Consider the following 24,371-nt stretch of genomic DNA (forward strand, 5'->3'; position numbering starts at 1 on the left):
CTGGCCGGCACACCTGTGCAGGTGACGGGCACGGTGCTGACGACGCGCCGGGTCGACGCCTACCATGCGCTGACGGTGGTGGCGCCCGGCATCGCCGAGCGTTACCGCCCCGGCCACTTCGTCTCCGTGGCGGTCGGCGGGCCCCACACGTCGATGGTGACGCGCCGCGCGCTGTCCATCCATGACGTCAAGTCCGACTACGGCGGCACGGTCGAGCTCGTCTTCACCGCCGCCGGGCCGGGCACGTCCTGGCTGGCCGAGCGGCGCGCCCGCGACACGCTGGACCTGGTCGGGCCGCTCGGGAGGCCGTTCCCGCTGCCGCGCGACCCGGTCAACTGCGTGCTGGTCGGCGCCGAGTACGGCTCGGCCGTGCTGTTCCCGCTGGCCGACGCGCTGCTGGCGCGCGGCTGCCGGGTCGACTTCGTGCTCGGCGGCGCCGGGGCCGACCGCGTCTTCGGCGCCATGCGGGCCCGCCGCATCGCCGAGACGACGACCCTGACCACCGAGGACGGCTCGCTCGGCCTGCGCGGCAAGGTCACCGACGCGCTGCCCTCGGTGATCGCCGACACCAGGGCCGACGCCGTCTACGCCTGCGCGCCCATGCCGGCGCTGCGGGCGGTGACGGCGGTGGCGATGGAGTTCGACATCCCGGTGCAGGTGGCCGTCGAGGAGTCGATGGCCTGCGGCATCGGCGTGTGCATGACGTGCGTCATCCCGGTCATCGGCGACGACGGCGCGACCAGGATGGTCCGCGCCTGCGCGGAGGGGCCGGTGTTCCGGGGGGAGCGGGTGCGGTTCGAGGACGTGGGAACGATCCCGTTCGACGCGCTCGGCGCCCCCGGAGGCGGTGCACGACATGTCAGTTGATATGCGTACATTTCTGGCGCACGTGGAGCTGGGGAACCCGATCACCACGGCCGCCGGCTGCGCGGGCTCGGGCCAGGAGCTCGCCCAGTTCTTCGACCTCCACCGGCTCGGCGCGCTGACCACCCGGTCCGTCACCATGGCCCCGCGCGCGGGCCGTCCGACGCCGCGCATGGCCGAGACGCCCTCAGGCATGCTCAACGCCGTCGGGCTCCAGGGGCCGGGCATCGAGGCGTACCTGGAGCGCGAGCTGCCCTGGCTGGCCCAGCGTGGCATCAAGACCATCGTCTCGATCGGCGGCGGCACCGTCGCCGAGTACTCCGAGCTGGCCCGCAGGCTCGCCGACGCGCCCGGGGTGACCGCTCTGGAGGTCAACCTTTCTTGCCCGAACATGGAGGACCGAGGGCGTGTCTTCGCGCGTGAGGGCAGCGCCGCGGCCGAGGTGATCGCCTCGGTGCGCTCCATCATGCGCTACGACGTCCCCGTGGTGGCCAAGCTCGCGCCCGACGTGGCCGACATCGTCTCCGTCGCCCGCGCCTGTGTGGACGCCGGCGCGGACGCGCTGTCCATGATCAACAACCCGCTCGGCATGGCCATCGACACCGAGGCGCTGCGCCCCTCGCTGGCCGCCGTCACCGGAGGGCTGTCGGGGCCCGCCATCCTGCCCCTGGCCGTCCGCTGCGTGTGGCAGGTGCACGCGGCCCTGCCCGGGGTGCCGCTGATCGGCATGGGCGGCGTGATGACCGGCAGGGACGCCTTCCAGCTCATCCTGGCGGGCGCCTGCCTCGTCGGGGTGGGCACCGCCCTGTTCCACGACCCCTACGCGTGCCTGCGCATCGAGCGCGAGCTTGAGGACCTGCTGCGGGCCCGCGGCTTCCAACGCCTCGCCGACGCCGTCGGCCTGGCCCACCGACCGCCGGGGAGCGCTCCCCGGCACCTTCTGGCCGACTCCGAGGAGATCTCCCCTTGACGCCCGCACCCATCGCCGTCGCCCTCGACGCCCCCGACCTGGAGACCGCCGCCCGGTGGGCGAGCCTGGTGACGCCGCACGTCAGCACCATCAAGGTGGGCCTGGAGCTCTACCTGCGCTACGGCCCCGACGTGATCGCCTCCGTACGCGGCGCCAGCGGCGTGCAGATCTTCCTCGACCTCAAGCTGCACGACATCCCCAACACCGTCGCGGGCGCCGCCAAGGCCGTCTCCCGCCTGCGCCCGGCCATCCTGACCGTGCACGCGGCCGGCGGCGCGGCCATGATCCGGGCCGCGGTCGAGTCCGCGCCGCAGACCAAGATCGCCGCTGTGACGATCCTCACCTCGCTGAACGAGTCCGACCTCGACCGCATCGGCCTGGCCGGGCCCGCGGACGAGGCCGTACGCCGCCTGGCGGCCCTGTCGGTCGAGGCCGGCGCCACGGCGCTGGTGTGCTCGCCCCACGAGGTCGCGGCGGTGCGGGCCGAGGTGGGGCCCGGCATCACCCTCATCACGCCCGGCGTGCGCCCTCAGGGGGCCGACGTGCAGGACCAGGTACGCGTGGCGACCCCCGAGCAGGCGCTGGCCGACGGCGCCGACCTGCTCGTGATCGGCCGCCCGATCACCGGCTCGGCGGACCCGGGAGCGGCCGCCGCCGCCATCGCCGCCTCGCTGCGCCGCACGACCGCCTCCTGACCCGGTTTCCCGGCCTGGTTCGCCCGGGCCGTTTCCGGGCCGGTCTTCCGGCGCGCGGGCGGGGCATGGCGGCAGGCGTCGCCGGACCGTCCGCACAGCCCTCGCTCACAAGATCGTAATGCATCCGGCGGGCGTTCGCGCACCCTTCCCGAATCGGGTTTCGGTCCTGGTCCGGCCCTGGTTTCGGACATGATCGGCCGACGTGCGGACGATCTTCGCCGTGTTCCGGGACGCCGTCCGGGCCGCTCGCGTGAAGCGGGAAGTGAGGGCGATTTGATCAGCAGTGGGTAATTTTACGCTCACGGACAGTGATGAAGTGGATTTTGTGAGGAGAGAAACCGCTCTTGACGTTGCTTAGGGGGCGATGACCAGCTAGTTTCCCTTCCCGTCCGAGTACATCGACAGAAATTCGAGGTGACCCGGCGTGGCTCTTCCTCCCCTGACCCCTGAGCAGCGCGCCGCAGCCCTTGAGAAGGCTGCCAAGGCCCGTAAAGAGCGTGCCGAGGTCAAGAACCGGCTCAAGCATGGCGCGGTTTCTCTGGCTGAGGTGCTCAAGGATGGGCAGACCGACGACGTCATCGGCAAGATGAAGGTGTCGGCACTGTTGGAATCGCTCCCCGGCGTGGGCAAGGTCCGCGCCAAGCAGCTCATGGAGCGGCTTGCCATCGCCGAGTCCCGCCGCGTGCGGGGTCTCGGTGCGAACCAGAGGGCCTCCCTCGAGCGCGAGTTCGGTGGCAACGAGAGCTAATCTCTGTTCCACAAGAAAGCGCAGGTTCAACGGGGGGTAGGAAGTGACTGAGAGGTCCTGGTCCGGCGAAGCAAGGGCCCACGAGGCAGTCGGATCGGGAGCGAAGGTCGGCTTCCTCCCCCTGAGCAAGAGGCGGCTGACGGTCCTGTCAGGGCCGTCGGGCGTCGGCAAGTCCACGGTCGTCGCCGAGCTCCGGCGGGCACACCCCGAGGTGTGGCTGTCGGTCTCGGTGACCACCAGGAGGCCCCGTCCCGGCGAGGTCAACGGGGTCCACTACTTCTTCGTCGACGGCGAGGAGTTCGACCGGCTCGTCGAGGCCGGCGAGCTGCTGGAGTGGGCGGAGTTCGCGGGCAACCGCTACGGCACCCCGCGCGAGGCGGTGCTGGACAAGCTCGCCCAGGGCGTCCCGACCGTCCTGGAGATCGACCTGGAAGGCGCCAGGCAGGTGCGCGGCACCATGCCGGACGCCCTGCTGGTCTTCCTGGCCCCCCCGACGTGGGAGGAGCTGGAGAAGCGGCTGCGCGGCCGCGGCACCGAGCCGGAGGACGTCATCGAGCGCCGGCTCCAGGCCGGACGGGTCGAGATGGCGGCCGAGTCGGAGTTCGACCTCACGCTGGTGAACACGAGTGTCCATGAAGTGTGCCACCGGCTGATAGCCTTGATGACTGACCCTCAGGGGGTCACCACCACCATCAACCGAGAGGTCTGACAATCGTGGCAGGCACCACCCCGGCCGCGGAGGGCATCACCAACCCGCCGATCGACGCGCTGCTCGACATCGTCGACAGCAAGTACTCCCTGGTGATCATGGGCGCCAAGCGCGCCCGCCAGATCAACGCCTACTACTCCCAGCTCGGCGAGGGCCTGCTGGAATACGTCGGGCCGCTGGTCGAGACGCACGCTCAGGAGAAGCCGCTGTCCATCGCGCTGCGCGAGGTCTCCGAGGGCCTGCTCAACGCCGAGCCCATCGAAGGCGCGGTCTGACCCCTTCGATGAAGGTCGTCCTCGGCGTCAGCGGCGGCATCGCCGCGTACAAGGCGTGTGAGCTGCTGCGGCTGTTCACCGAGTCAGGTCACGAGGTGCGGGTCGTGCCGACCCGCGAAGTCCTGCGGTTCGTGGGCGAGCCCACCTGGGCCGCCCTGTCGGGCAACCCCGTGACCGCCGACGTCTGGGACGACGTTCACGAGGTGCCCCACGTCCGCATCGGCCAGCGCGCCGATCTCGTCGTGGTGGCGCCGGCGACCGCCAACACCCTGGCCAAGGCGGCCCACGGGCTCGCCGACGACCTGCTGACCAACACGCTGCTGACGGCGCGCTGCCCGGTCGTGTTCGCCCCGGCCATGCACACCGAGATGTGGCAACATCCGGCCACCCGCGCCAACGTCGCGACCCTGCGCGAGCGCGGGGCCGTCGTGATCGACCCGGCCGTGGGGCGCCTCACCGGCGCCGACACCGGCCCCGGCCGCCTGCCCGACCCCGCCGAGATCTTCCAGGTCTGCCTGCGCGTGCTGCGCGGCAGGCCGCGCGACCTGGCCGGGCACAAGGTGGTGATCTCCGCCGGAGGTACCCGCGAGGCGATCGACCCGGTCCGCTTCATCGGCAACCGCTCGTCCGGGTTGCAGGGGTACGCCCTGGCCCGTACGGCGGTCGCGCGCGGCGCCGAGGTGACCGTCGTGGCCGCCAACGTCGCGCTTCCCGACCCCGCGGGGGCCACCGTGGTGCGGGTGGGGTCCACGGCCGAGCTGCGCGAGGCGGTGCTGGCCGCCTCGGAGAAGGCCGACGCCGTCGTCATGGCGGCCGCGGTGGCCGACTTCCGCCCGGCGTCCCGGCACGACACGAAGATCAAGAAGACCGACGGCGAGCCCGACCCCATCCACCTGACGAAGAACCCCGACATCCTGGCCGAGCTGGGCCTGCTGCGCCGCGAGTCCGGCACCGGCCCCCGGGTGATCGTCGGGTTCGCGGCCGAGACCGACGACGTGCTCGCCAACGGGCAGGCCAAGCTCGCCAGGAAGGGCTGCGACCTGCTGGTGGTCAACCAGGTGGGGGAGGGGCTGGCGTTTGGCACGCCCGACAACGCCGCCACCGTCCTCGTCGCCGGAGGCGAGCCCGTCGAGGTGCCGCGCGGCCCCAAGGAGGACGTCGCCGACGCCGTCTGGGACCTGGTCGCGCCCCGCCTGTCCCAGCGCCCGATTTCGGCGGGAACGATTACCTGATCGCCAGTTGCGACACCCCGGACGCCTACCGATACTTGGGGGCAAAGGGGGACGGAATGCCGGTGGGTTCCGCTGTCAGGGATCGTTGCAGGAGATTGCTAGAGGACCAGGGAGGAATCCGTTACGTCTTCCCCGCGTTGTCCGTGGGGCCGACGGGAACGGGCCACTTCCTCATCGTCGTCACTGATTCGTCCGTCTCGGTGCTCACCACCAGGACCCTCCGGAGTGACCGGCCGGTCGCGGTGTTCGCCACGTATCCGAGGCACACCAGGCTCGGGCCGATCCTGCCCGGACCGTTCATCGAGCTCGGCAACACCGTGTTCGAGTTCGACGAGGAGTACGCGGCGGTGGTGTCCGCGGCCGACGCCGAGGTCTTCGCGCCGGAGACGCTGCCCCCCGATCCCCTCCCCGACCTGTGACCGGACACGGACACGGGACGGTTTCGCGACCGGGCGCCGGGTAGGGCTAGACTTCGGCGAGGCCCTGGCGTGTACTTCCGTCCCGGGCCCAACATCCGTCAGCAGCCGCTGCATGAGGAGCCACTGAGTTGTCACGTCGCCTGTTCACCTCCGAGTCGGTCACCGAAGGCCACCCGGACAAGATCGCCGACCAGATCAGTGACGCGATTCTCGACGCCATGCTCAAGGACGACCCCAAGAGCCGGGTCGCCGTCGAGACGCTGATCACTACCGGCCAGGTCCACGTCGCAGGCGAGGTCACGACCGAGACCTACGTCGACATCCCCGGCGTCATCCGGGAGAAGATCCTGGAGATCGGCTACGACGCCTCCCACAAGGGCTTCGACGGCGCCTCCTGCGGCGTGTCGGTGTCCATCGGCGCGCAGTCGCCCGACATCGCCCAGGGCGTCGACGACGCCTACGAGCACCGCGTGGGCGGCGGCGACGCCGACGAGCTCGACCGCCAGGGCGCCGGCGACCAGGGCCTGATGTTCGGCTACGCCTGCCGCGAGACGCCCGAGCTGATGCCGCTGCCGATCACGCTCGCGCACCGGCTCGCCCAGCGCCTGTCCGAGGTCCGCAAGACCGGCAAGGTTCCCTACCTGCGCCCCGACGGCAAGACCCAGGTCACCATCGAGTACGACGGCGACAAGCCCGTCCGCCTCGACACCGTGGTCGTCTCCACCCAGCACGCGGCCGAGATCGACCTCAAGGAGATGCTCGCCCCCGACATCAAGGAGCACGTGGTCGACCCCGTGCTCGACGGGCTGGAGATCGAGACCGAGGGCTACCGGCTGCTGGTCAACCCGACCGGCCGCTTCGAGATCGGCGGCCCGATGGGCGACGCCGGCCTGACCGGTCGCAAGATCATCATCGACACCTACGGCGGCATGGCCCGCCACGGCGGTGGCGCGTTCTCGGGCAAGGACCCGTCCAAGGTCGACCGTTCGGCGGCGTACGCGATGCGCTGGGTGGCCAAGAACGTCGTCGCGGCGGGGCTGGCCGACCGGTGCGAGGTGCAGGTCGCGTACGCGATCGGCAAGGCTCAGCCGGTGGGCCTGTTCGTGGAGTGCTTCGGCACCGAGAAGCTGCCGGTGGAGCAGATCCAGGCGGCCGTGCTGCGCGTCTTCGACCTGCGTCCGGCGGCCATCATCCGCGACCTCGACCTGCTGCGCCCGATCTACTCCGAGACCGCCGCTTACGGGCACTTCGGCCGTGAGGGCTTCTCCTGGGAGTCCACCGACCGCGCCGAGGCCCTTCGGACGGCTGCCGGTCTCTGACCTCTCCCGGTTCTTGTTCGACGCAGGTGCCGTATCCGGCCCATCGGGGCGTGGATGCGGCACTTGTCGTCGGCTGAGGTCGGTGTGAGGCGGGCCTGAGGCGGGTTCTGCTCGGCTGTCCGTCTCTTCGCTGAGGGCGGGTTCGCCTTCGGGGGCTCGGTCGCAGGTCCTGGTGGATCTCGGGTGTCCGGCGTCCTGCGGTGTGGTCTGCCTGCATGCCTGTTGTCGTGTGCTCCTCTTCACGGTCGAGCCGGCGTGGGGATGGCGGCGCGCGGGGTCTGGTAGACGTTAGTGCGTGACCCACTCCGACGACGCCCTTCTGCCGCTCGACGCCGTGCGGCCCACGGCGTCGTCCAAGGACACCAAGGACACCAAGGGGGCCGTGGTCGCGGCGCCCGAGCGGCCGGTGGCGCGAGTGGTCGTGGACAGCCCGCTGCCGCACCTCGACCGTCTCTTCGACTACCTGGTGCCCGCCGCCATGCACGAGGCGGCCCGGCCTGGGGTGCGGGTGCGCGTCCGGTTCGCGGGCAAGCTGATCGACGCGTTCCTGCTGGAGCGGGTGGACGAGAGCGATCACGAGGGCAAGCTGACCCCGCTGGAACGGGTGGTCTCTCCCGAGCAGGTGCTCACGCCGGAGATCGCGGGTCTGGCCCGCGCCGTGGCCGACCGTTACGCGGGCACTCTGACCGACGTGCTCCGCCTGGCCGTCCCGCCGCGCCATGCCAAGGCCGAGGCCGAGGTCCCGCCCCCCGCCGGCCCGGCTCCTGGCTCCTCCCACGAGGCCGGCTCGCCGGACACCGTCGAGGAGACGCCCGGCGGTGCGGGTGACATCGGGGAGCAGCAGGCAGCCGACGGCGACACCGGCGTCGTGGGCGGCGGTTCCGCGGGCGAGGGCCGCGGGGACGCCTCGGAGCGTGCGGGGGAGGGGCGTGAGAGCGCCTGGGACGCCTATCCGACCGGGCCGTCCTTCCTTGACGCGCTGCGCCACGGTCGCGCCCCACGCGCCGTGTGGTCGGCGCTGCCCGGCGCCACGGGCTGGGCCGGGGCCATGGCGGAGGCGGTGCTCGCGACGCTGGAGGGCGGGCGGGGAGCGGTCCTCGTCGTCCCCGACGGCAAGGACGTCGCGCTGGCGGACGCCGAGTTCGAGCGGCTGCTCGGCCCGGGCAGGCACGTGGCGCTCACGGCCGACCTGGGTCCCGCCGAGCGCTACAGGCGGTGGCTGAAGGTCCTCAGAGGCCAGGTACGCGCGGTCGTGGGCACGCGGGCCGCCATGTTCGCCCCCGTGGCCGATCTCGGCCTGGTGGCCATCTGGGACGACGGCGACGATCTGCACGCCGAACGCCTGGCCCCCTACCCCCACGCCCGGGAGGTCCTCGGCCTGCGTGCCCACCGGACCGGCGCGGCCATGCTGATCGGCGGCTACGCGCGTACGGCCGAGGCCACCCAGCTCGTCGCGACGCGCTGGGCCAGGCCGATCGTGGCCGCCCGCACCATGATCAGGACCGTGGCCCCGCGGGTGCGTCCCGCCGGTGAGGACGCCGAGCTGGCCAAGGACCAGGCGGCCCGGCAGGCGAGGCTGCCCAGCCTGGCCTGGCGGGCGCTGCGGCAGGGGCTGGAGAGCGGGCCGGTGCTGGTGCAGGTGCCCAGGCGCGGTTACCTGCCGGCGCTGGCCTGCCGCCACTGCCGTGCCCCGGCGCGGTGCGTCCTGCCGCCCACCAGGATCGCTCCGCACCTCGCCGCACCACCGGCCCCCGCCGCCGCGCCGACACCCGTCCGGGGTGGCGCGGGAGCGCCTGCCGGGGCCGAGGGGCGGGGCGGGCCGTTGCCGGTCGCCGGGGAGGCGCTCATCCTGTCGGCGGCGGCGTCCGGGGCGGTCCCGCTCGGCCTGCCCCTGCACGTGCCGGGGACAGGCGCCGGGGCTCTGCCGCCCGCCGTCGACGGGATGGCCGGGATGGCCGGGATGCCGGAAGGGGCCGCGGCGCACGGCGGCGGGGAGTCGCTGTGCCATGGGCCGCTGGCGCTCAGGGCCGGGCACGCCGCCCCCTACTGCCGCTGGTGCGGCCGGGTCGACGCCGACTGGCGATGCCCGTCCTGCGGCAGCCCCCGCCTGCGGGCGGTCGTCACGGGGGCCAGGCGCACCGCGGAGGAGCTGGGCCGGGCCTTCCCGTCGGTGCCGGTGCGGACCTCGGGCCGGGACGGCGTGCTGGCCCGCGTGCCCGCCGCCCGCGCCCTGGTGGTCGCCACGCCCGGCGCCGAGCCTGTGGCCGAGGGCGGTTACGCGGCGGCCGTCCTGCTCGACGGGTGGGCGCTGCTGGGCCGGGCCGACCTGCGGGCGGGGGAGGAGACGCTGCGCCGGTGGATGAACGCCGCCGCGCTGCTGCGGCCGTCCGCCGAGCTGGTGGTGCTCGGGGACGCCGGGCTGCCCTCCGTCCAGGCGCTGCTGCGGTGGGACCCGATCACGCACGCCGAACGCGAACTGGGCGACCGGGCCGAGCTGGGCTTCCCGCCCGCGGTGCGGATGGCGACGCTGACGGGTTCGGCCAGTGCCGTGCGGCAGATGCTCGACGAGGTACGCCTCCCGCCCGACGCCCAGGTGCTCGGCCCCGTCCCCGTGGACGAGTCCGGCCTGGAACGGGCCATGATCCGGGTACGGCGCGGCGGCGGGGCGGCGTTGTCGGCCGCGCTCAAGGGGGCCAGTGGGGTGCGTGCGGCGCGTAAGACACCAGATGTCGTGAGGGTGAGTGTCGACCCACTCGACCTGATTTAGACCGTTTCCCCGATTCGCTCATCTGTTGGTCAGCCGTTAGCGTGCCCCTGTGTCGATCGAATGGGTGAACCAGGCCATCGACGACCTGCGCGCATGGGGGCGCGCGCGGGAAGTCGAGGTGGACGCGGACGAGGTCCGCCTGCTCTGCGACTACGCCAGCGACTACCTCGACGTCGACGAACTGAGCGACTTCACGCCGGAGACCTTCGACGAGCTGCTGCTGTCCATCTATCCGCGCAAGGTGATCGCGCCGCCCGAGAGCGCGCCCGAGACCGTGGCGGCCGCCCGCACTCTGGTCGACTACCTCGGCGACGCCGGCCATGTCGGCCCGGACACCGTGGCGGGCATGCGCGCGCGGCTCGACGAGATCGCTCCGCGCATGCCCGAGGCCCTGGCCGACACGGCCAACTTCGGCATGGCCAAGAGCCTGTTCAGCTCGATCGGGCCCGAGTCGCTCGAACAGGCGGTGCCGGTGCCGTCCGGGGAGCTGCCCGACCTGGGCGAGGCGCCCTGCGACTGTCCGGGCTGCACCCCGCTGCCCGCCGTGCGGCTGGCCTCGGAGGAGGAGCTGGCCGAGGCGCTGCGGGCCGTTCCGGGGCTGGCCGGCGGCCCGCCCCCGGGCGACCCGGGCGACCCGGGCGACGGCGGGCCGCTGCGCGCCTGGGCCGAGACCGTGGCCCGCCTGCTGGAGGACGACACCGGCGGCGAGATCACCGGCCACGCCGAGCTCGACGAGGGGCTCTACGACCTGTTCGACATGCTCTACCGCCTCCAGGCGCCGGTGCCGCTCCAGGTCGTCGCCGACTACCTGGAGGAGGTCTCCGGCGAGGGCGGCGTCGACGTGGGCGGAGCGCTCGACCGGCTGGCCGGGTGGGGCATGGTCCGCCTCACCGGCGAGGCCGCCGAGCTGACGCCCCTGGCGGTGTGGGGGCTGCGCGAGCACTACCTCTCGCTCGGCCTCGACGCCCCGATCGCCCCCGACCTGGGCGAGGCCGACGCGCGCGGCCTGATCGAAGGGCTGCTCGAAGGGCTGCCCGCCGAGCTGGCCGAGCAGGACATCTCCCGCTGGCTGTCCGGCCGCGCGGCGGGCGAGGCGGCGGCCGAGCTGCTGACCGCCGCCTCCGGCGCGCCCGCCGTGGCCCGCGGCATCGCGATCACCATCGTCGACCGGCTGGGCGCGGAGGCCGAGCCACAGGTCCGCGAGCACCTCGACGACCAGGAGCTGCGCCCGCACGTCATACACTGGCTGGCCGCACGTGGTCTCGGCGCGCCGCCGCTCACCCAGGAGGAGTTGCTCTGGGTCAGCGTCGACATGCTCGCCCTGGCGATGCCGGCCGCTCGGGAGGATCCGGAGATCTTCGCCGAGAACATGGCGGCGTCCGGTCCGCCGGCCCACCTCATCGAGGAGATGTGGCGGGTCGACCACCCCGACGTGGTCGAGGTTCTGGAGCTGCTCGGACGCTCCATCCCCGACGACACGGTGGCCAAGGCGGCGCGCAAGGCGGCGTTCAAGGCACGCTCCCGGGCCATCCGTTGAGTACGCCCTTGTGACTGCTGTGCAGTAAGTTTCGTGGGTGGCAAACAACGTCTTCGACCTCGCCGAGCTGCGCAAGCTGATCGATGAGCAGGCCGCCGTGCCTCCACGGCCACCTGAGGAGACCTCTGTGGAGCACGAGGCGCTGACCTTCCCGCCCGTCCTGCTGGCGAGCGACGCCGAGCTGGCCCGGGCGGTGCCCGCGGTGCCGCTCGTCGCCGACGCCATCCGCCTGACCGCCTGGACGGGCAGCCGCGAGGTGGGCGCCGACGGCATGCTGGGAGAGTCCGACGCCAGGGCCGCCGCGGAAGAGCTGGGGCTCCAGGAGTCCCGGATGCGGCTGATCTGGATCGTCGCGGTCAACACCGGCCTGCTGCGCATCCTCGGCGGCCGGGCCTCGCGCGGCCCGCTGTCGATGCAGCTCACGGTCGAGGCCACGCTGGAGTTCTGGGACGGCGTGGTGATGGACGTCCTCGACCGCGCCGACGAGGGCCTGACCGGCTCGGCCGTGGTCGACGACCACCTGGCCGAGATGCTGGCCACGATCTACTCGGTGCGCTCGGGCGTGGCCGTGGGCAACCTGGCCAGGGGCATCCTGCAGTCGCACGAGGTGGCCTGCGCGCCGGGCCAGGTCGAGATGCGCAGGCTGGCCGCCGCGCTGCCGGCCGAGCTGCTGGAGGCGGTGTCGCTGCTGACGTACTGCGGGCTGGTCGAGCAGACCGAGGCCGGGCGCACGGCGCTCACCCCGCTCGGGGTGTGGGCCGTCCGGCGCGACCTGCTGCGCGAGGGCCACGACGCGCCCACCGCCGCCGAGGTGCAGGTCTTCGCCGACCTGTCGGCCGCCGAGCTGGTCGAGGCGCTGGTGAGGGGCACGGCCACGCAGAGCGCCGTGGCGGGCTGGCTGGAGCGCCGGCCGCCCGAGGCGGCCGCGCGCGACCTGATCGAGATCGCCGCCTCCGGCACCGCCGGGCAGCGCGGCGCGGTCGGCGCCATCCTGGAGGAGCTCGGCCCGGAGGCCGAGCAGCCCGTGCGGCAGGCGCTCGACCACCCGCTCACGCGCCGCTACGCCGCCTCCTGGCTGCACATCCGCGACCTGGAGGCCCCGCCGCTCAGCGCCGAGGACCACACCTGGATCGCGGTCGACAACCTCGCCGCGCTCATGCACCTGTCGGGCCCGGCCGCCGGCCGCCTCGACATGCCCGAGCCGGGCGAAGACCTGATCAAGCTCGTCGGCGAGATGCCCGCGGTCGGCCATCCCGACACGCTGGCCGTGCTCGACATGCTCGCCGGCACCCACGACGACCGGGCGGTGGCCAAGGCGGCGCGCAAGGCCGCGATGAAGGCTCGTTCCCTGGGCACGACCGGCCGCCGGCCCACCGCCGGTAAACTGGGCTGATCAACGTTCGAGAACAGGAGTGAGCCCCTTGGCGATCCAGTCGATCCGGCTGTTCGGAGATCCGGTGCTGCGCACCGCGGCGGCCCCGGTCGTCGACTTCGACAAGGAGCTGCGCAAGCTGGTCAAGGACCTCACCGACACGATGATGGACGCCCCGGGCGCGGGCCTGGCGGCTCCGCAGATCGGCGTCGGCCTGCGGGTGTTCACCTACTACGTCGACGACCAGCTCGGCCACCTCATCAACCCCGACCTCGACCTGTCCTCCGACCTCGACGAGGACGGCGAGGAGGGCTGCCTGTCCTTCCCCGGCCTGAGCTACCCGACGCCGCGCGCCGTCCGCGCCGTGGCCAAGGGCTTCGACATGCACGGCGAGCCGGTCACGCTGGAGGGCACCGACCTGATGGCCCGCTGCTTCCAGCACGAGACCGACCACCTCGACGGCATCCTGTTCATCGACCGCATGGACCCCAAGCAGCGCAAGCTGGCCATGAAGGCCATCCGCGAGGCCGAGTGGAGCGGCCTGTCCGCCCCCGTGATCAAGATGTCGCCGCACGCCACCGGCGGAAGGGCGCTCTGACGATGCGGCTGGTCTTCGCGGGCACACCCGAGACGGCGCTGCCGTCGTTGCGCATGCTGATCGACTCGCCGCGGCACGAGGTCGTGGCCGTCGTCACCCGTCCCGACGCCCAGTCCGGGAGGGGGCGCAAGGTCCACCCCTCGCCGGTGGCCGAGCTCGCGGAGGAGGCCGGCATCGAGGTGCTGCGCCCGGCCAAGGTCGGCGATCCCGCCTTCCTCGACACGCTGCGCGCGCTGGAGCCCGACTGCTGCCCGGTGGTGGCCTACGGCGCGCTGCTGCCGCAGTCGGCGCTCGACGTGCCCCGCCACGGCTGGATCAACCTGCACTTCTCGGTGCTGCCCGCCTGGCGCGGCGCGGCGCCCGTCCAGCACGCGGTGCTGCACGGCGACGAGATCACCGGCGCGACCACGTTCCAGATCGTCAAGGAGCTCGACGCGGGCCCGGTCTACGGGGTCGTCACCGAGGAGATCCTGACCCACGACACCAGCGGCTCCCTCCTCGAACGCCTGTCGGTCTCCGGCGCCGGCCTGCTGGCCGCCACGCTCGACGGCGTCGAGGACGGCGCGCTGGAGGCCCGTCCCCAGCCGCTCGACGGCGTCACCACCGCGCCCAAGATCAACGTCACCGACGCGCGGGTCGACTGGTCCAAGCCCGCCATGCGGGTCGACCGCCTGATCCGCGCCTGCACCCCCGCTCCGGGGGCGTGGAGCGAGTTCAGGGGCCAGCGGGTCAAGCTCGGCCCGGCCAAGGTCGCCGTCCAGGCCGACCGGCTCGCGCCTGGCCGGATCGTCGCCACGAAGAGCGCCGTGCTCGTCGGCACCGCCACCGACCCCGTCGAGCTGGGCGAGGTGCAGCCGCAGGGCAAGCGGGCGATGGGCGCGGTCGAGTGGGCGCGCGGCGTCCGGATCGCGGGTGACGATGCCTTCGCGTGACCGGGGCGGCCCCACGGGCACCAAGCCCCGCGGCGCCGGCCGTCCCCGCCGCCCCGCCCGCGACCACGCCCGCAACGCCGCCTTCGACCTGCTGCGGGCCGTCGACGAGCGCGACGCCTACGCCAACCTGCTGCTGCCGCGCCTGCTGCGCGAGCGCGACATCCGGGGGCGCGACGCGGCGCTGGCCACCGAGCTGGCCTACGGCACGCTGCGCGGCCTCGGCACCTACGACGCCATCATCGAGATGTGCAGCGACCGGGCGCCCGACCCGGCCGTGCGCGACGCCCTGCGGCTGGGGGCCCACCAGCTCCTGCGCATGCGCGTCCCGCCGCACGCCGCCGTCGGCACCACCGTCGATCTCGTCCGCCTGCGCATCGGCCAGGGCGCGGCCAAGTTCGTCAACGCCGTGCTGCGCAAGATCGGCTCACGGGAGCTGGAGGACTGGATCCCCATCGTCGCGCCCGACGCCGAGAAGGACCCCGTCGGCCACCTGGCCGTCGCCTACGGACATCCCCGGTGGATCGTCTCGGCCTTCCGCGACGCGCTGGGCGGCGGCGGGGAGCTGGCCGACCTGCTCGACGCCGACAACGTCCGTCCGCTGGTGACCTTGGTCGCGCGGCCGGGGCGCAGCTCGGTGGCGGAGCTGGCCGAGTCGGGGGCCGATCCCGGCCGCTACTCGCCGTACGCGGCCTACCTGCGCGAGGGCGATCCCGGGCAGATCGAGGCCGTGGCCGAGACGCGCGCGGCCGTCCAGGACGAAGCCAGCCAGCTCGTGGCGCTGGCCCTGACCCGGGTGCCGCTGGAGGGCGAGGACGAGCTCTGGCTCGACATGTGCGCCGGGCCGGGCGGCAAGGCGGGCCTGCTCGACGCCGTCGCCACCTACGGCGACCTGGCGGGCCTCGACGGCGAGCGCCGCGACGGTCTCGACGGCGCCGGGGTGGCGTTCCCGGGCGGGGCCCGGGTGCTGGCCGCCGACGTGCAGTACCACCGGGCGCGGCTGGTCTGGCAGACCACCAGGACCGCCTCGGTGGTCACCGCCGACGGCACCGAGCCCGCCTGGCGGCCCGGGGTGTTCGACCGGGTGATGCTCGACGCCCCCTGCACGGGGCTGGGCGCGCTGCGGCGGCGTCCGGAGGCCCGGTGGCGGCGCGACCCGGCCAGCATCGCCGAGCTGGGCGCGTTGCAGCGGCGGCTGCTCGGCACGGCCCTCGACGCCGTGCGTCCGGGTGGCGTGGTGGCGTACGTGACGTGCTCGCCGCACCTGGCCGAGACGCGCGTCGTGGTCGGTGACGTCATGGGCCGCAGGGGCGACGTGGAGCAGCTCGACGCGCGCGACTACCTGCCGGAGGCCGAGGGGCTCGGCGACGGCCCGCACGCGCAGTTCTGGCCGCACCGCCACGGCACCGACGCCATGTTCCTCGCCCTCCTCCGCAAACGCCCCTGACCTCGGGGCCGCCCGCGCGATGGCGCAGGGGGGAGGGCCGTCCGGGGTCCTGAACCTCCGGGGCGGCGTCGTGGGAGGGGCGTTCGGGGTGGATCGGGCGGTTCAATAGACTGGCGCATCATGGCCGTACAGATCTCGCCCAGCATCCTCGCCGCCGACTTCGCGCGGCTGGCCGACGAGGCCGCCGCCGTGCCGAACGCCGACTGGCTGCACGTGGATGTCATGGACTACCACTTCGTGCCCAATCTCACCCTCGGGCTGCCCGTGGTCGAGTCCCTCCGCAAGGCAACGCAGACCCCTCTCGACTGCCATCTCATGATCGCCGACCCCGACCGCTGGGCCCCCCAGTACGCCGAGGCCGGGGCGGGCAGCGTGACCATCCACGCGGAGGCGTCCAAGGCGCCGGTGCGGACGTTGCGCGAGATCCGGTCGCTCGGCGCCCGGGCGGGGCTCGCGCTCAACCCGGCCACGGCCGTGGAGCCGTTCGAGGGGCTGTTCGGCGAGGTCGACATGCTGCTGCTGATGACGGTGGAGCCGGGGTTCGGGGGGCAGAAGTTCCTCGACATGGTGCTGCCGAAGGTGCGGGCGGCGCGGGCGATGATCGAGCGGCACGGCGGGTCGGTCTGGCTCCAGGTCGACGGCGGCGTGACGGCCGAGACGATCGAGCGCTGCGCTGAGGCGGGCGCCGACGTGTTCGTGGCCGGCAGCGCCGTCTACGGGGCCGACGACCCGGTCGCCGCCATCGACGCCCTGCGCGCCGCCGCCACCCGCTGACCTTCCCCCGCCACGGCGCGTCCCCCCGCCACGGGTGCGTCCCTTCCGCGCCACGGGCGTGCTCGCGCACTCCCGTGGTGCCCCCGTCCCTCCAAGAGCGCCCCACGGTGCCGCACGTCGGCACCAGACCCGCGCCGGGTCCGGCGGCACCACAGCCGCGCCCGGCCCGGTGCAGCACCAGGGCCGTGCCCGGCCTGGGGGTGTGGCATCAAGGGCGCGCTCGGCGAGGTGCGGTAACGCGTCTACGGGACGCGGTGCGAGGCCCAGCTTCAGGGGCGCGGGTCGGGTGGCCGTCGGGAGAACCGGGCCTGCCGCTTCGTGCGGGCGTGTGGCGCTTCCCTACGGGTGTGGGGCGCTGTGGGAGGACCTCGGTGTCGCGGACGGGCGTTCGGCCGCGGTGGATGGACGCCCCCGCGCGGCCCGCGGTTCGTCGGGCGCGGGGTGGTGAGCGGAGCGTGAGCGCGTGGCGATCGTCCTGGGGACGGCTCCGGGGCGGGCGGCAGCGTGCCCTCAGACCGATCCACTTCGGCCGCCCACCTGAGATCAAAAGCCGCGACATCACGAAATTTCAATCCCTACCCTATTGATCAGTATGACGTGCGTCACTTTGGGATTGGGTTATTTTTTGTCAGGATTCTGTGACATAGCCTGATCCGATAGCGCGCGTTACCGATCTTGATAGCTCGCGTTTCCCCAGGTCAACCCCCTTATCAACCCATGATCACCGGCGGGGCGCCACCGTGCGAAGTGACCTTTCTGTTATGTCGAACTATTGCTGACTGTGATGTTTGGCTAGATATCCTGCGTTTTGATCGCCGTTCCGCGTCATCACTTTTCGCGGCGTAAGACGGTCTTTTACCATTGCGGGGGTCTTCTCCTACCGGGGTTTCCGGGCCCTCGTTCAGTGCGAACGGAGGGTAATGGGCAAGTACCTGCTGCGCAGGTTGGCGATCAATCTGATCCTGGTCGCGATCGCGGCCAGCCTGGCCTACATGCTCGCCGCGACGACCATGAACCCTCGCGGTGCGTACGAGGGCCGCCAGCCTCCTGTCGCCGAGGAAGTCATCGACGCCACGCTCGACGCCTACAACCTCAACGACAAGACGCCCGTCCTGGAGCGCTACGGAACCTGGGTCAAGGGCGTCGTCACCGGGGACTTCGGCAAGACCTGGAACGGCGGTTCGGTCAACGACGAGATGGGCCGGCGGATCTCCGTCAGCCTCCGGCTGCTGCTGGTCGGCACGATCGTGGGATTCGTCCTGGGAGTGGCGCTCGGCGCGTTGTCGGCGATCAAGCAATATCGGATCACCGACCGGGTGATCGGTGTCGGCTCGTTCGTGATCATGGCGGTGCCGGTGTTCGTGCTGGCCACGCTGCTGGCGATCAGCGCCTACAACCTCAACCGAGGGCTCGGCTTCACGCTGATCGAGTTCACCGGCGAGTACAACCCCAAGCTGTCCGGCTGGGACCAGTTCACCAACCGGCTGAACCACCTGATCCTGCCGACCATCTCGCTCAGCCTGGGCTCGATCGCCTTCTACAGCCGCATCCAGCGCAACATGATGCTCGACGTGCTCGGCCAGGACTTCGTCCGCACGGCGATGGCCAAGGGCCTGCGGCGCAGGACAGCCCTGATCAAGCACGCGCTTCGTACCGCGCTGATCCCCGCGGCGACGTACTTCGCCTTCGCCTTCGGGACCATGCTCACCGGCGCCACCTTCACCGAGAAGATCTTCGCCTGGAACGGCATGGGCGCCTGGCTGGTCGACTCGATCAACCAGAACGACGTGAACTCGGTCGCCGCGGTCAGCATGTTCGCCTCCGTCTGCGTCCTGTTCGCCGGCTTCCTGTCGGACCTGCTGGTGGCGGCCCTCGACCCACGAGTGAGGGTGAGCTAAGTGCGTTCCAAGGTTGTTCTCGGGCGGATGCTGCGCAACCGGCAGGCCCGCTACGGCTTCATCGCCCTCGTGCTGCTGGTGGCGCTGGCCTACATCGGTCCCCTCTTCGGCGCCTACGACTGGACGGACAAGGACTTCCTGTCCTTCCTGTCTGCGCCGTCGTCCGACCACTGGTGGGGCACCACCACGATCGGCCAGGACATGTACGCCGTCACCCTGCGCGGCATGCAGAAGTCGATCATCATCGGCCTGCTCGTGGCGCTCATCTCGACCGGCCTGGCCGCCGTGGTCGGCGCCTTCGCCGGGTACTTCGGCGGCTGGGTGGACCGCGTCCTCATGTGGGGCGTGGACCTGCTCCTCGTCCTGCCCAGCTTCCTGATCATCGCGATCGCCTCGCCGCGCCTGCGCGGCGCCTCCTGGCTCTGGTTCGTGGTCCTGCTGGCGGCGTTCGCCTGGATGATCACCTCCAGGGTGGTCCGCAGCATGACGCTCTCGCTCCGTGAGCGCGAGTACGTGCAGGCGGCCGTCTACATGGGCATCCCCCGCTGGAAGATCATTTTCCGGCACATCGTGCCGAACCTGTCCTCCTTGCTGATCATCGACGCCACGCTGAACGTCAGCGGCGCGGTCATCGGCGAGGCCGCGCTGTCCTTCTTCGGCTTCGGCATCCAGCCGCCCGACGTCTCGCTCGGCACGCTGATCGCCGAAGGCTCCCGCAACGCCACCGGCTACCCCTGGCTGTTCGCCTTCCCCGCCGGGCTCCTGGTGCTGCTGGTGCTGAGCATCAACCTCATCGGAGACGGCCTGCGCGACGCACTCGACCCGGGGAGCAACTCATGAGCATCCTGGAGGTCCAAGACCTCACCGTGACCTTCCCCGGCGGCATCGAAGCCGTCCGCGGCGTCAGCTACGAGGTCGGCCGCGGCGAGGTCCTGGGCATCGTGGGCGAGTCCGGTTCGGGCAAGTCCGTGACGTCCCTGGCGATCATGGGTCTGCTGCCGCGCAACGCCCAGATCAGCGGCTCGGTCAAGCTCCACGGCCAGGAGCTGATCGGGATGAAGGAAGAGGACCTGGTCAAGGTCCGCGGCAAGTCGATGAGCATGATCTTCCAGGATCCGCTGTCGGCCTTCACGCCCGTCTACACGATCGGCGACCAGATCTCCGAGGCGCTGCGCGTCCACCAGAAGCTGGGCAAGGACAAGGCCGCCAAGCGCGCCGTCGAACTGCTCGACCTGGTCGGCATCCCGCACCCGGACGTGCGCGCCAAGGCGTTCCCGCACGAGTTCTCCGGCGGCATGCGGCAGCGCGCGATGATCGCCATGGCCATCGCCAACGACCCCGACCTGCTGATCTGCGACGAGCCCACCACCGCGCTCGACGTGACCATCCAGGCCCAGGTGCTGGAGGTGCTCAAGACCGCCCAGCGCGAGACGGGCGCCGGCATCGTCATGATCACGCACGACCTGGGTGTCGTCGCGGGCATGGCCGACCGGGTGCTGGTCATGTACGCCGGCAAGCCGGTCGAGCAGGGCAACGTCGACGACATCTACTACCGGCCGCGGATGCCGTACACGATGGGGCTGCTCGCCTCGATCCCCAGGATCGACGGCGAGGAGGGGCCGCTGGTGCCGATCGAGGGCAACCCGCCCTCCCCGGCGGCGCTGCCGCCGGGCTGCCCGTTCGCGCCGCGCTGCCCGATGAAGATCGACTCGTGCGACGACGAGGAGCCGCCGCTCACCGACGTCGGCGGCGGCAGGCACGTGGCCTGCATCCGCTCCCGCGAGATCGAGTACAAGGGCCTGACCGGCGCGGACGTGTTCCCGGTCCCGGTCATCCCGGTCAGCGAGGTGGTCCGCGTGCCGCGCGAGCAGCGCGCGACCGTGCTGGAGCTCGACAACCTCATCCGGCACTACCCGCTGATGAAGGGCGCGGTGTTCAAGCGCCGCGTCGGCACCGTGCACGCCGTGGACGGCATCAGCTTCGACATCGCCGAGGGCGAGACGCTGGCCCTGGTCGGCGAGTCGGGCTGCGGCAAGACCACGACGCTGCAGCAGATCATGCAGCTCGCCCCGCCGCAGAGCGGCCGGATCGTCGTGCTCGGCCAGGACAGCGCCAAGCTCGGCCCGTCCGGGCGCAAGGCGCTCAGGGGCGACCTGCAGATCGTCTTCCAGGACCCGATGGCGGCGCTCGACCCGCGCATGCCGGTCGGCGACATCGTCGCCGAGCCGCTGCGCGCCCACGGGCGCAAGAACGTCAAGGAGCGGGTCGCCGAGCTGCTCGAACTGGTGGGCCTGGCGCCGGAGTACGCCGAGCGTTACCCGCAGAGCTTCTCCGGCGGCCAGCGCCAGCGCATCGGCATCGCCCGCGCGCTGGCCCTGGAGCCCAAGCTGCTGGTCCTGGACGAGCCGGTCTCGGCTCTCGACGTGTCCATCCAGGCCGGTGTCATCAACCTGCTGGACCAGCTGAAGAACACCCTGGGGTTGTCGTACCTGTTCGTGGCGCACGACCTGGCCGTGGTCCGGCATCTGGCCGACCGCGTCGCGGTCATGTACCTCGGCAGGATCGCCGAGATCGGCACGGTCGAGGAGGTCTACGACCGCCCCGCCCACCCCTACACGCAGGCGCTGCTGTCAGCGATCCCGCTGCCCGACCCCGAGATGGAACGCACACGCAAGCGGATCCTGCTCGAAGGTGACCTGCCCAGCCCGGCCGACCCGCCATCGGGTTGCCGGTTCCGCACCCGCTGCCCCAAGTTCGCCCTGCTCACCGAGGCCGAACGCGGGCGCTGTGTGGACGAAGAGCCCTCGGTTGCCCGGCTCGCGAACGCCGTCGACCACGGCGCCGCCTGCCACTACGCGGAGGAAGTCGAGGTCATCACGGCCTCGGACGATCAGGAGGAAAAGTGAAGGTTCGTTACCGGGCGGCGGCGGGAATCGCCGTCCTCGCCATGGCCGCGGCGGCTTGTGGCGGTGGTGGCGGCGAGGCCAAGAAGCCGAGCGCCGAGCAGTCGCAGCAGGCTCAGCAGCAGATGTCGGAGACTCCGGGCATCTCGATCAACCCCGTCGCGTACGAGCAGGTCAAGGACGGCGGCACGCTCACCCTCTCGGTCGGCCAGTGGCCGAGCCAGTGGAACGGCAACCACGTCGACGGCAACCAGCGCGACACGGCGGACATGCTCGACTCGCTGATGCCGCAGCTGATGGTCGCCGACTCCGAGGCCAACTTCAAGGCCAACCCCGACTACCTCACCGACGTCAAGATGGACCTGTCGTCGGGCAAGCAGGTCGTCACCTACACGCTGAACGACAAGGCCCAGTGGTCGGACGGCACGCCGATCACCTGGAAGGACCTTGAGGCGGCGTGGAAGGCCAACAGCGGCAAGGACAAGAAGTTCAAGCCGGCCTCCACCGACGGCTGGGACCGCATCGAGTCGGTCACCAAGGGTGACTCCGACAAGGTCGCCATCGTGACGTACGCCAAGAACTACCCCGACTGGCAGGGGCAGTTCTCCCGTTCGCCGCACCTCTACCCGGCCTCCCACATGGAGACCCCGGAGAAGTACGAGAAGGACTACCTGCAGAAGATCCCGGTCACCGCCGGGCCCTTCAAGGTCGAGAGCATCAACGAGGGCACCAAGACCCTCACCGTGGTGCGCGACGACAAGTGGTGGGGCCGCAAGGCCAAGCTCGACAAGGTCATCTTCCGTACCATCGAGACGCCCGCCGCGCAGGTGAACGCCTTCGCCAACGGCGAGCTCGACGCCGTGGAGATCCCGCCGGGCAGCCCCGCCGACCTCAAGCGGGCCAAGGAAGTCCCGAACGTCGACGTCCGCAAGGCGCTCAGCCCGAACTGGCGGCACATCACCGTCAACAACCAGAGCGAGTTCCTGAAGGACAAGTCGGTCCGCCAGGCCGTCGCGTACGCGATCAACCGCGACGTGATCACGCAGTCCGACCTCAAGGACATGGACTGGCCGCTGCAGACGCTGGGCAACCACGTCTTCATGAACAACCACAAGGCGTACGTCGACAACTCCGGCGACCTGGGCAAGTACAACCTGCCCAAGGCCAAGGAGCTGCTCGACGCGGCCGGCTGGAAGCAGGAGGGCGACGTCCGCAAGAAGGACGGCAAGGAGTTCTCGCTGAACTTCGTCGTCCCGGCGGGCCTGCCGTACGCCAAGACCGAGGGTGAGCTCACCCAGGCGATGCTCAAGGAGGCCGGGATCAAGCTGACGATCCGCCCGGTCCCCGATGACAAGTTCTTCACCGACTTCATCATCAAGGGCGACTTCGACCTGGTGCCGTTCTCCTGGATCGGCACGCCGCTGCCGATGGGCTCCCTGCCGCAGATCTACAAGTCGGGCTCCGAGTCCAACTTCCCCAAGGGCAGCGACCCGGCGCTGGACGCCGCGATCGACGCCGCGGTCGGCGAGATGGACCCGACCAAGTCCGCCGAGCTGGCCAACGCCGCCGACAAGCTGATCTGGGACCAGGTGCACACCATCCCGCTGTACCAGCGTCCTGACATCCAGGCCACCAAGAAGACGCTGGCCAACTACGGCGCCTTCGGCTACCAGGCCGCCGACTACACGGCGATCGGCTTCACCGGCTGATCTCCGTACCGCACGACAGCCTCACGAAACCCTCGGCCGTTCTCGGCCGGGGGTTTTCGGCATGCTTCACCGCCTATATGGGTAACTGTTCACTTATGGACGACTATGGGATCTTCGGCCCCGAGTCGGTGACCTGGCGGGTGATGGGGGAGCCGATCCAGCTCGTCGGCGGTTTCCGCGCGCTGCTCATGCAGGGGCTGCACCCCAGGGCGATGCGGGGCGTGCTGCAGAACTCGGCGCTGCTCGACCCGGCGGAGGCGTGGGCGCGCTTCCTGCGGACCAGCGAGTTCGTCCGGGTGCGCACGTACGGCACGCACGCGGAGGTCGAGCGGGCCGGCCGCCGGGTGCGCGCGATCCACGCCAGGCTGACCGCCCATGATCCCGAGACCGGCGAGACCTACCGTCTGGACGACCCCGAGGCGCTGCGCTGGGTGCACGTCGGCGAGGTCGACTCCTACCTGACGGTCGCCCGTCGCGCCGGCGTGCGGCTGTCCGACGCCGACGCCGACCGCTTCGTCGCCGAGTGGCGGCGCGCCGCCGAGGTCGTGGGCCTGAGCGGGGACGACGTGCCGGGCTCGGTGGCCGAGCTGCGCGACTACATCGCCGCCCGGCGTCCCGAGCTGCGGCTGGTGCCCGAGGCCGCCCATCCGCTGCGGTTGTCGCTGCACACCCCGCTGCCCGGCGCGCTGTCCGCGCTGCGGCCCGCGGTGCCCGCGCTGACCGTGCTGGCCCTGGCCACGCTGCCGCGCTGGGCCCGCCGCCTGTACGGCCTGCCCGCCACGCCCGTCGGCGACCTGTGGGCCTCGGCCACGTTGCGGGCCCTGCACACCGGCATCGGCCTGGTCCCCGCGCAGGTCCGCTATGCGCCCTCGGCCCGCCGGGCGCGCAAGCTGATGGCTGCCTGAGCGAGCGCTTGTTCAAATAGCACGGGGGCGGTCGCGCTTTCCGTAAGCGGCATGGCAAACTGGTACAAGAAGAGAGCTAGCGTGCTCCGGGGTCGGTGAAAGTCCGAACCGGCGGTTACAGTCCGCGACCCGGCCGATGCCATCGGCCGGTTGACCTGGTGAAATTCCAGGACCGACGGTTAAAGTCCGGATGGGAGGAAGCGCGCGAGGTGTCCGGCGTCCCAGCCGGGCTCCTGACGTGGTGCCGTGCAGGCGCCCGAAAACCCCCCGGGGCCCGCCGTGGCTTGAAGCTACTGGCGAG

The 24,371-nt window shown here is 71.7% G+C and carries 21 protein-coding genes and 1 riboswitch; all 21 genes read left to right on the top strand.

Annotated features, from left to right (window positions below; all coding sequences use genetic code 11):
* Nucleotides 1–15 precede the first annotated feature (15 nt).
* The 21 genes from ACIA8R_RS16345 to ACIA8R_RS16445 all read left to right on the top strand — a co-directional run bounded on the left by ACIA8R_RS16345 (nucleotide 16) and on the right by ACIA8R_RS16445 (nucleotide 24,070).
* The gene (locus ACIA8R_RS16345; protein WP_357705339.1) at nucleotides 16–867 is read left to right on the top strand and encodes a dihydroorotate dehydrogenase electron transfer subunit; all 852 of its coding nucleotides are present in this window, start codon (nucleotides 16–18) and stop codon (nucleotides 865–867) included.
* Complete coding sequence (locus ACIA8R_RS16350) at nucleotides 857–1,834, top strand: dihydroorotate dehydrogenase (protein WP_357705340.1); 978 nt, start codon at nucleotides 857–859, stop codon at nucleotides 1,832–1,834. Before ACIA8R_RS16345 ends, ACIA8R_RS16350 begins: the two co-directional genes overlap by 11 nt.
* Nucleotides 1,831–2,529 (top strand): orotidine-5'-phosphate decarboxylase, encoded by a 699-nt coding sequence (gene pyrF / locus ACIA8R_RS16355; RefSeq protein ID WP_357705341.1) that lies wholly within the window; start codon nucleotides 1,831–1,833, stop codon nucleotides 2,527–2,529. Before ACIA8R_RS16350 ends, pyrF begins: the two co-directional genes overlap by 4 nt.
* Before the next feature lie 424 nt (nucleotides 2,530–2,953).
* Nucleotides 2,954–3,277 (top strand): integration host factor, actinobacterial type, encoded by a 324-nt coding sequence (mihF, locus tag ACIA8R_RS16360; RefSeq protein ID WP_020541698.1) that lies wholly within the window; start codon nucleotides 2,954–2,956, stop codon nucleotides 3,275–3,277.
* A 121-nt stretch (nucleotides 3,278–3,398) separates the two neighbouring features.
* Nucleotides 3,399–3,986, top strand: a complete 588-nt coding sequence (gene gmk / locus ACIA8R_RS16365; protein WP_364091495.1) for a guanylate kinase — start codon at nucleotides 3,399–3,401, stop codon at nucleotides 3,984–3,986.
* A gap of 5 nt (nucleotides 3,987–3,991) precedes the next feature.
* Nucleotides 3,992–4,261: a DNA-directed RNA polymerase subunit omega gene (gene rpoZ, locus ACIA8R_RS16370; protein ID WP_043638590.1), complete on the top strand. Its 270-nt coding sequence runs from the start codon at nucleotides 3,992–3,994 to the stop codon at nucleotides 4,259–4,261.
* An 8-nt stretch (nucleotides 4,262–4,269) separates the two neighbouring features.
* Complete coding sequence (gene coaBC, locus ACIA8R_RS16375; protein ID WP_397038994.1) at nucleotides 4,270–5,493, top strand: bifunctional phosphopantothenoylcysteine decarboxylase/phosphopantothenate--cysteine ligase CoaBC; 1,224 nt, start codon at nucleotides 4,270–4,272, stop codon at nucleotides 5,491–5,493.
* 95 nt (nucleotides 5,494–5,588) lie between these two features.
* Nucleotides 5,589–5,912, top strand: coding sequence for a hypothetical protein (locus ACIA8R_RS16380; RefSeq protein WP_352322592.1), 324 nt, complete (start codon nucleotides 5,589–5,591; stop codon nucleotides 5,910–5,912).
* Nucleotides 5,913–6,040: 128 nt separating this feature from the next.
* Entirely contained in the window at nucleotides 6,041–7,231 is a 1,191-nt protein-coding gene (gene metK, locus ACIA8R_RS16385; protein WP_357705344.1) for a methionine adenosyltransferase, read from the top strand.
* 295 nt (nucleotides 7,232–7,526) lie between these two features.
* Nucleotides 7,527–9,998 carry a primosomal protein N' gene (locus ACIA8R_RS16390; protein ID WP_397038996.1) on the top strand — a complete coding sequence of 824 codons (2,472 nt, stop codon included), beginning with the start codon at nucleotides 7,527–7,529 and terminating at the stop codon, nucleotides 9,996–9,998.
* 49 nt (nucleotides 9,999–10,047) lie between these two features.
* The gene (locus tag ACIA8R_RS16395) at nucleotides 10,048–11,535 is read left to right on the top strand and encodes a hypothetical protein (RefSeq protein WP_364091200.1); all 1,488 of its coding nucleotides are present in this window, start codon (nucleotides 10,048–10,050) and stop codon (nucleotides 11,533–11,535) included.
* Between the two features lie 37 nt (nucleotides 11,536–11,572).
* The gene (locus ACIA8R_RS16400) at nucleotides 11,573–12,928 is read left to right on the top strand and encodes a hypothetical protein (protein WP_357705346.1); all 1,356 of its coding nucleotides are present in this window, start codon (nucleotides 11,573–11,575) and stop codon (nucleotides 12,926–12,928) included.
* 28 nt (nucleotides 12,929–12,956) lie between these two features.
* Nucleotides 12,957–13,505, top strand: a complete 549-nt coding sequence (gene def / locus ACIA8R_RS16405; protein WP_357705347.1) for a peptide deformylase — start codon at nucleotides 12,957–12,959, stop codon at nucleotides 13,503–13,505.
* Between the two features lie 2 nt (nucleotides 13,506–13,507).
* Nucleotides 13,508–14,437 (top strand): methionyl-tRNA formyltransferase, encoded by a 930-nt coding sequence (gene fmt, locus ACIA8R_RS16410; RefSeq protein ID WP_357705348.1) that lies wholly within the window; start codon nucleotides 13,508–13,510, stop codon nucleotides 14,435–14,437.
* Entirely contained in the window at nucleotides 14,424–15,881 is a 1,458-nt protein-coding gene (locus tag ACIA8R_RS16415) for an RsmB/NOP family class I SAM-dependent RNA methyltransferase (RefSeq protein WP_397039240.1), read from the top strand. Before fmt ends, ACIA8R_RS16415 begins: the two co-directional genes overlap by 14 nt.
* Before the next feature lie 120 nt (nucleotides 15,882–16,001).
* Nucleotides 16,002–16,655, top strand: coding sequence for a ribulose-phosphate 3-epimerase (rpe, locus tag ACIA8R_RS16420; RefSeq protein ID WP_357705349.1), 654 nt, complete (start codon nucleotides 16,002–16,004; stop codon nucleotides 16,653–16,655).
* A gap of 920 nt (nucleotides 16,656–17,575) precedes the next feature.
* The gene (locus tag ACIA8R_RS16425; protein ID WP_357705350.1) at nucleotides 17,576–18,553 is read left to right on the top strand and encodes an ABC transporter permease; all 978 of its coding nucleotides are present in this window, start codon (nucleotides 17,576–17,578) and stop codon (nucleotides 18,551–18,553) included.
* The gene (locus tag ACIA8R_RS16430; protein WP_357705351.1) at nucleotides 18,554–19,393 is read left to right on the top strand and encodes an ABC transporter permease; all 840 of its coding nucleotides are present in this window, start codon (nucleotides 18,554–18,556) and stop codon (nucleotides 19,391–19,393) included. It begins immediately after the preceding gene.
* Nucleotides 19,390–21,459: an ABC transporter ATP-binding protein gene (locus ACIA8R_RS16435; RefSeq protein ID WP_357705352.1), complete on the top strand. Its 2,070-nt coding sequence runs from the start codon at nucleotides 19,390–19,392 to the stop codon at nucleotides 21,457–21,459. Before ACIA8R_RS16430 ends, ACIA8R_RS16435 begins: the two co-directional genes overlap by 4 nt.
* Entirely contained in the window at nucleotides 21,456–23,165 is a 1,710-nt protein-coding gene (locus ACIA8R_RS16440) for an ABC transporter family substrate-binding protein (RefSeq protein WP_357705353.1), read from the top strand. Before ACIA8R_RS16435 ends, ACIA8R_RS16440 begins: the two co-directional genes overlap by 4 nt.
* A gap of 95 nt (nucleotides 23,166–23,260) precedes the next feature.
* Nucleotides 23,261–24,070 (top strand): oxygenase MpaB family protein, encoded by an 810-nt coding sequence (locus ACIA8R_RS16445; protein WP_357705354.1) that lies wholly within the window; start codon nucleotides 23,261–23,263, stop codon nucleotides 24,068–24,070.
* A gap of 77 nt (nucleotides 24,071–24,147) precedes the next feature.
* Nucleotides 24,148–24,278, top strand: a riboswitch (FMN riboswitch).
* Nucleotides 24,279–24,371 lie beyond the last annotated feature (93 nt).

Origin of the sequence: Nonomuraea sp. NPDC051191 (genome assembly GCF_044455665.1) — a bacterium.
Classification (GTDB): domain Bacteria; phylum Actinomycetota; class Actinomycetes; order Streptosporangiales; family Streptosporangiaceae; genus Nonomuraea.

Bases quoted from the DNA above. Each gene is read 5' to 3' on its own strand.
- ACIA8R_RS16445 (WP_357705354.1), top strand. From the start codon at position 23,261: ATGGACGACTATGGGATCTTCGGCCCCGAGTCGGTGACCTGGCGGGTG.
- ACIA8R_RS16425 (WP_357705350.1), top strand. From the start codon at position 17,576: ATGGGCAAGTACCTGCTGCGCAGGTTGGCGATCAATCTGATCCTGGTC.
- ACIA8R_RS16350 (WP_357705340.1), top strand. From the start codon at position 857: ATGTCAGTTGATATGCGTACATTTCTGGCGCACGTGGAGCTGGGGAAC.
- ACIA8R_RS16415 (WP_397039240.1), top strand. From the start codon at position 14,424: ATGCCTTCGCGTGACCGGGGCGGCCCCACGGGCACCAAGCCCCGCGGC.
- fmt (WP_357705348.1), top strand. From the start codon at position 13,508: ATGCGGCTGGTCTTCGCGGGCACACCCGAGACGGCGCTGCCGTCGTTG.
- coaBC (WP_397038994.1), top strand. From the start codon at position 4,270: ATGAAGGTCGTCCTCGGCGTCAGCGGCGGCATCGCCGCGTACAAGGCG.
- rpe (WP_357705349.1), top strand. From the start codon at position 16,002: ATGGCCGTACAGATCTCGCCCAGCATCCTCGCCGCCGACTTCGCGCGG.
- ACIA8R_RS16435 (WP_357705352.1), top strand. From the start codon at position 19,390: ATGAGCATCCTGGAGGTCCAAGACCTCACCGTGACCTTCCCCGGCGGC.